Raw genomic sequence first — 6,292 nt, 5'->3', positions numbered from 1 at the left:
CTTTCGGATATTACCATCTTTTCGGATACATCAGCCATTGAGATATTCATTAATAACGGGGAAACGGTTCTGACAACAAGAGTATATAGTGAACATCTTGAACAGAAAGTAGAGCTTGTATCCAGAGATATAAAGGGAAGGGTTCATGGATATGAACTTGGATCATTTGAGGTTGAATATAAAAAATAGATTCCGGACTGCATAAGATATAACAGGTGAATATACGGAAAAGAAAATAAAAATGTGGACAGGTTCCTGAAAAAAGAGGTGCCAGTCCACATTTTTTATACCATAGTATGCAAGAGATGCTGTCAGTGGAAAGTTTTATGTATTGCCATGCATTTGTAAGAAGTAGCAGGTGGCAAGTTTTTTGTATCTGACTTTGTACTAGCATATTAGCAAAGAGAAAATTGCAAAATGTATAAAACAGAGATATTATTATAAGATAAGAACCTGTTATGAAAGATGTGAAATATCAGATAACAGGATATATGGAGTGAAGGTGGTTATGAAAAGTAAAGACAGTAAGATTTCTAAAATAGTAAGAATGCTGATGATGCTTTTAACAGTGATCCTGATCGCCCTGTTTTTGATGATCATGATTCTGGTCAGTAAGATACAAGGGACGGCGCGAGTGGTGAATTATGCAGGCCTGGTCCGGGGAAAGACCCAGCAGATCATCAAGCTGGAGGATGCAAAAGAACCGCAGGATGAGATGATTGCATCGGTAGCCTCTTTCATAGAAGGATTAAGATACGGAAGTGATGAGCTGGAACTTGCAATGACCGCCCAGTCTGCAGAAGAAAGCAAAGAAAGCTGCGGGCAGGCCGGAATGAATGGATACATTTCCAAACCGGTAGATCCGGATCATCTAAAAGAGATACTTGGCAATTGTATTTAATTGTGTTTAACAGAGATATTCGGACAGACAAAAGAGGAGTGAGATAGATGATAACGTTAAATGATTACCTGTATTCAGGTGATACAGTACTTAGAATTCTTCATAATTACATCAAAGACTTAAGAAAAGATGCAAAGAAAACAGGAAATGAAATCGACATGATCCACTGTAACTTCCTGTTACAGATACAGGAACTTCTGGAGCACAATGATTTCCTGACAGCACAGTCCCAGAAGATGAGGGAATTCTACAAATATATGGCAAAAGAGTATCCGTTTATGGCATTTACCTTCAAGGGAAGGATCAAATCACTGATCCGTGCCGAAGAAAAATTTAACGGTTATGTAGTAGAGTTTATCTATGATTATTATGAAGAACATGGAGAGTATCCGAGTATTGCAGAGCTGAAAAAGCGCCTTAGCTGTTTCCGTGATCTGATCGCTTACCGGATCATTATCTCTATTCCCCGATGCCATCTGGACAGCGAAAAGGACAGAGAAGAACAAGAGAGGGAATATCTGTATAAAATAGCGAATGTGCTGCCGGGATTTCTGGAAGAACAGGGATTCTCCGCAGAGCCGGCCATGGGGATCAAAGAAAGTACATCACCGCTTTTGAAAGATTCGGTGAAACCTTATTACCGGGATTATATCTGCAGCCACAGTTCGAATGATTATCAGTCTCTTCATATTACATTTTATGATAACAGCTCCAGATGTTATATGGAGGTGCAGTTAAGGACGAAGACGATGGATGATATCGCAGAGATCGGTCCTGCAAATCATATAGGATATGAAAAAGAGCAGGAGCATGAGCGTGCAAGAAGAGATGCAATTCCGGAAGGAGAATGTCTGTACTTTGATGAGGCATATGAGCGCGGAATGAAATTGCTGAATTTGGAACTGGCGGATCTTGACGTCAATATGTTTTCGGCAATCAATAACAGCCTGATCAATGATGGCTGTGGCCTTTACCGCGGAAGACTGATCCTTCCTTATGAACATTTATCCAGATTCCAGAATGACCTGATTGATTAATTAATGCAAAAATATTATGCAATCTGTTTGCAATATAGATAAGAATATAGTATCATGTAATTCAGGACTTTAAAGTGTAGTGCTTTAAAGTCCTGAGATTTTGAAAGGACATTTTATGCTATGATAGTGAATTTGATCGAGCGGGTTTATAGTTTTTTGTGGGGAGACCTGATCCATATACCATTTCCTAGTGGTGGAAGTGTCGGCATCTCTCTTCTGATCATATTATTGATACCGGCGGGAATCTACTTTACGATACGTACAAAAGTTCTCCCAATCCGGTTATTTCCAGATATGGTGGCAGCGCTTACCGGTAAAAAAGAAGATAAGAACAGTCTTTCTACATTTCAGACGTTGATCGTATCGACCGCCACCCGTGTTGGCATGGGAAATCTGGTTGGTGTGGTTGCAGCTGTATCGGCAGGCGGTGCCGGAGCCGTATTCTGGATGTGGGTGACGGCGCTGATTGGTTCATCAACTGCATTTGTTGAGGCAACGCTTGCGCAGATTCATAAGGAAAAGGATCCGTTATACGGAGGATACCGGGGCGGACCGGCATATTATATACATGATTACGTAGAAGGAAGAACCGGAAAGAAGAAAAAGCGTGTGGTTGTGTCTGTATTATTTGCAATCTCCGGTCTGATCTGCTGGTGTGGAATCAGTCAGGTAATCAGTAATTCGGTAGCTGCATCATTTAAAAATGCATTCTCTATTCCGCCGCTTTATACAACGATTGTGCTGGTAATTCTTGCAGCAATTATCGTACTTCGTAAGAATGCAACGGTAAAGGTACTGGATCTGATGGTACCGTTTATGGCGGTATGCTATTTCTTTATTACGATTTTTATTATCGTAACGAATATCGGAAGTCTTCCGGGTGTATTTGCAAGAATATTCAAAGAAGCATTTGGACTGCGCCAGGCGGCTGCCGGTGGATTTGGCGCTGTGTTGATGAATGGTGTGAAACGAGGACTGTTTTCGAATGAAGCGGGATCAGGTTCGGCACCGTGTGCAGCGGCAGCAGCAGAGTGTGATAAACCCGTAAAAGCAGGACTTACACAGGCGCTCGGAGTCTTCGTAGATACGATTGTGATCTGCAGCTGTACGGCGATGATCATGCTTTTGGTACCGGAAAAACTAGTTGCCGGAAAACAGGGTATGGATCTTTTACAGACAGCGATGAAGTATCATCTGGGAGAATTTGGTGTGATATTTATTGCTGTGACGTTGTTTTTATTCAGCTTTTCGACATTTCTTGGAATCCTCTTTTATGCAAGAAGCAACGTGTCATATATCCTCGGAGATAAATGGTGCTGGCAGACTGCATACAAAGTACTTGCGTTGGTGATGCTGTTCATCGGAGGAATCTCAACGTATACATTTGTATGGGATCTCGGAGATGTCGGGATCGGACTTATGACGATCTTCAATATCGGGGCGTTATATCTGATGGGAGATCAGGCGCTTCATGAATTGAAAGAGTATGAACAATCTAAGAAATGATTATAGAGTGACAAATTGCAGGAAACCTGTCAGATATGGCAGGTCCTGCTGCGTATTGTGTTATACTGTCTGGCTGCACAATACCTGTTTCATGTCATCCGGCAATGGAGCAGTAAATGTCATCCATTCTCCGGTAATTGGATGTGTAAATTCCATGTGGTGGGAGTGAAGGGCCTGTCTGGTCATATATTCCATGTCAGGATTATAGAGATAGTCCCCGATCAGCGGATATCCAAGATATTTCATATGAATACGTATCTGATGGGTACGGCCCGTCTCAAGCTTTAATGAGACCAGGCTGTGCCCATTTGCTTCTTTTACGAGTCTATAATGGGTAACGGCTTCTTCGCCGTGTTCAAAGTCTACCATACGTTCGATGATCGTTCCTTCTTTTCTGGCAAGAGGAGCACAGATCGTCCCGGACGGAGGGGTGACAGAACCTCTTACAACTGCAAGATATTCCCGGTGTACTTCGCGGTTCTTGGTCATGGTAGACAGGATGCTGCCACTTACCAGATGTTTGGAAACAACAGTAAGCCCGGAAGTATCACGGTCCAGACGGTTACAGCAGCGGAAGATAAAAGGTTTTCCCTGAGACTGATAGTACCAGGCAAGTGCGTTGGCAAGGGAGTTATAATAATTATTCATTGACGGATGAATTGGCATACCGGCAGGCTTATTGATTACAATAATGTCTTCATCTTCATAGACGATATCGAGAGGGATCTCTACCGGTGGGATTTTTTCAGAACATTTGGTTTCACAGATGACGACCTGGAGTGTATCACCGGCAGTTAATGTCTGACGCATATAATAATGGACACCATTGACCAGAATACTTTTTGGCATACGCTTTATCTCCGCGAGATTCTGACCGGAATAGCCTTTTCTTCTTAAAAACTGTTCGATTCTAAGTCCGTCACTTTCTTCGGTAATTTTATATTCTATCGTACGGTTCATTGCAAATCTCCTGTGGTTTAGAGTATAATAAATTAAAATATGAATTCTGTAGTTACAATTTGTGTATGGGAATTTTCCAAACTGTAACTATAAGCAAAATATGTTTTTATATCATAGCATAAATGATGTGGATGTGAAAGCAAAGAAAAATAAAAACAGGCAAAACCGCTATATGAATTATCATATGCCCGAAAGAAACCGCCAGACACACTCTAAGGCGGGGTCTGGCGGTAGAAAAGTATGCAAGAGAAGCTGCAGGGGATAAGTTCAGCAGATGGTGACGCCTGGGAGGGGAAAATATGACAGGACTTAGCACACTTTGCTATATTGAAAAAGACGGACAGTATCTGATGCTTCACCGGACGATGAAAAAGAATGATGTCAATAAGGATAAATGGATTGGCGTCGGCGGGCATTTTGAAGCAGATGAAAGTCCGGAAGAATGCGTTCTAAGAGAAGTAAAAGAAGAGACCGGATATACGCTGACATCGTACCGGTTCTGCGGAATCGTGACATTTGTATCGGGAAATGGCGTGACAGAATATATGCACCTTTTTACGGCAGATGGATTCGAAGGAGAACAGGCTGCGTGTGACGAAGGAGAACTGGAATGGATAGACATCGATAAGATAGAAGAATTGAATCTCTGGAGAGGCGACAAGATATTCTTGCGTCTGATGGCACAGAAAGTACCGTTCTTTTCTCTGAAGCTTGTATACGACGGACATGATGGACTGGTGTCTGCGGTTCTGAATGGGCAAAAGATGGAGTTGGAAAAGATATAAAATCAGAAAGTACTCCGGGAGTCTTTTGTATTTAATTATGCAATGGGTTTTCCTTGTGTAGCAAAAAGAAAGGAAGAAAGATGGAACAGATCAGATTAGAAAATGAAAAACTGGAAGCAGTCGTGAATTATCACGGAGCAGAACTTCGCTCAGTGAAAAGGAAAAGCACAGGAGAAGAATACCTGTGGAATGCAGATGCGAAATACTGGGGACGGACGTCACCGGTATTATTCCCATTTGTAGGGGGAGTAAAAGATAAGATTTACAGGCACGAAGGAAAAGAATATCCGATGAATCAGCACGGATTTGCCAGAGATATGGACTTTACACTGGTAAGCGAAAGTGCAGACGAGATATGGTTTGCACTGGAAGATACAGAGGAAACATGTCAGGCTTATCCATTCCATTTCCATCTGGAAATCGGATATAAACTGGAAGATACGTCTGTAAAAGTAATGTGGAAGGTAAAGAATACTAATAAGACGGACATGTATTTTGCAATCGGTGCACATCCGGCATTCTTCTGCCCGGTGCATGAAGGCGAGAAGCAGTCAGACTATTATTTAAGTTTCCGGGATGGAGAGGGGAATGCGCCGGAATCTCTGATTAATACAGTCTTCGGAGAAGGTGGCGTAGTTACGACACAGAAAAAAGAATATAAGCTGACAGATGGATTACTTCCAATTGATGAGCATCTGTTTGATGGGGATGCGCTGGTGATTGAAGATCATCAGATTCAGAGAGTGGCATTATTAGATCCACAGAAGAAAGAATATCTGGCAGTTGAATTCGACGCACCGCTTGCAGGAATCTGGTCACCACCGAAAAAACAGGCCCCATTCGTATGCATTGAGCCATGGTATGGACGCTGCGACAGCGAAGTGTTCGATGGAGAATTAAAAGACCGTGACTGGGAAAATACACTGGAAGCAGGGGAAGAATTTGCAGTGTCTTATAAGATAACGGTAGCATAAGATAAAGAATGGCAGAGTTTTAATTACCTTGCATTCGAAGGAAGGTCCAGGTGACAGGTTCTATGTATGGTATGTCATAAGTAAATGATTATCAGAAAAAGTAGATATTATTGAATAATTTTTTCATAA

Annotated in this window: 7 protein-coding genes; 6 read left to right on the top strand and 1 reads right to left on the bottom strand. The window is 41.9% G+C overall.

What is annotated here, in order from left to right:
- The 4 genes from ACWJAF_RS12290 to ACWJAF_RS12275 all read left to right on the top strand — a co-directional run.
- Positions 1 to 189, top strand: a 189-nt coding sequence (locus tag ACWJAF_RS12290) for a GH32 C-terminal domain-containing protein (RefSeq protein WP_448864288.1), incomplete at its 5' end; no start/stop codon positions are given.
- 319 nt (positions 190 to 508) lie between these two features.
- Complete coding sequence (locus tag ACWJAF_RS12285) at positions 509 to 901, top strand: hypothetical protein (protein ID WP_448864286.1); 393 nt, start codon at positions 509 to 511, stop codon at positions 899 to 901.
- Between the two features lie 47 nt (positions 902 to 948).
- Positions 949 to 1,938: a guanosine polyphosphate pyrophosphohydrolase gene (locus ACWJAF_RS12280; RefSeq protein WP_296033282.1), complete on the top strand. Its 990-nt coding sequence runs from the start codon at positions 949 to 951 to the stop codon at positions 1,936 to 1,938.
- Positions 1,939 to 2,058: 120 nt separating this feature from the next.
- Entirely contained in the window at positions 2,059 to 3,444 is a 1,386-nt protein-coding gene (locus tag ACWJAF_RS12275) for an alanine/glycine:cation symporter family protein (RefSeq protein ID WP_448864284.1), read from the top strand.
- A 60-nt stretch (positions 3,445 to 3,504) separates the two neighbouring features.
- On the opposite strand, the gene ACWJAF_RS12270 is transcribed toward ACWJAF_RS12275, so the two are convergent.
- Positions 3,505 to 4,404, bottom strand: a complete 900-nt coding sequence (locus tag ACWJAF_RS12270) for an RluA family pseudouridine synthase (protein WP_448864282.1) — start codon at positions 4,402 to 4,404, stop codon at positions 3,505 to 3,507.
- 299 nt (positions 4,405 to 4,703) lie between these two features.
- Between ACWJAF_RS12270 and ACWJAF_RS12265 the strand changes: the two genes are divergently transcribed.
- Both ACWJAF_RS12265 and ACWJAF_RS12260 read left to right on the top strand, forming a co-directional pair.
- Positions 4,704 to 5,189 (top strand): NUDIX hydrolase, encoded by a 486-nt coding sequence (locus ACWJAF_RS12265; protein WP_448864280.1) that lies wholly within the window; start codon positions 4,704 to 4,706, stop codon positions 5,187 to 5,189.
- An 80-nt stretch (positions 5,190 to 5,269) separates the two neighbouring features.
- Entirely contained in the window at positions 5,270 to 6,163 is an 894-nt protein-coding gene (locus ACWJAF_RS12260; protein WP_448864278.1) for an aldose 1-epimerase family protein, read from the top strand.
- Positions 6,164 to 6,292: the final 129 nt, after the last annotated feature.

Source organism: Dorea sp. (assembly GCF_977044405.1).
The sequence above is the reverse complement of the archived record's forward strand: the minus strand, read 5'-3'. Positions and strand labels throughout refer to the sequence as shown.

Excerpts from the sequence above, each read along its gene's own strand:
- ACWJAF_RS12280 (WP_296033282.1), top strand. The coding sequence starts at position 949 with ATGATAACGTTAAATGATTACCTGTATTCAGGTGATACAGTACTTAGA.
- ACWJAF_RS12275 (WP_448864284.1), top strand. The coding sequence starts at position 2,059 with ATGATAGTGAATTTGATCGAGCGGGTTTATAGTTTTTTGTGGGGAGAC.
- ACWJAF_RS12260 (WP_448864278.1), top strand. The coding sequence starts at position 5,270 with ATGGAACAGATCAGATTAGAAAATGAAAAACTGGAAGCAGTCGTGAAT.
- ACWJAF_RS12270 (WP_448864282.1), bottom strand. The coding sequence starts at position 4,404 with ATGAACCGTACGATAGAATATAAAATTACCGAAGAAAGTGACGGACTT.
- ACWJAF_RS12265 (WP_448864280.1), top strand. The coding sequence starts at position 4,704 with ATGACAGGACTTAGCACACTTTGCTATATTGAAAAAGACGGACAGTAT.
- ACWJAF_RS12285 (WP_448864286.1), top strand. The coding sequence starts at position 509 with ATGAAAAGTAAAGACAGTAAGATTTCTAAAATAGTAAGAATGCTGATG.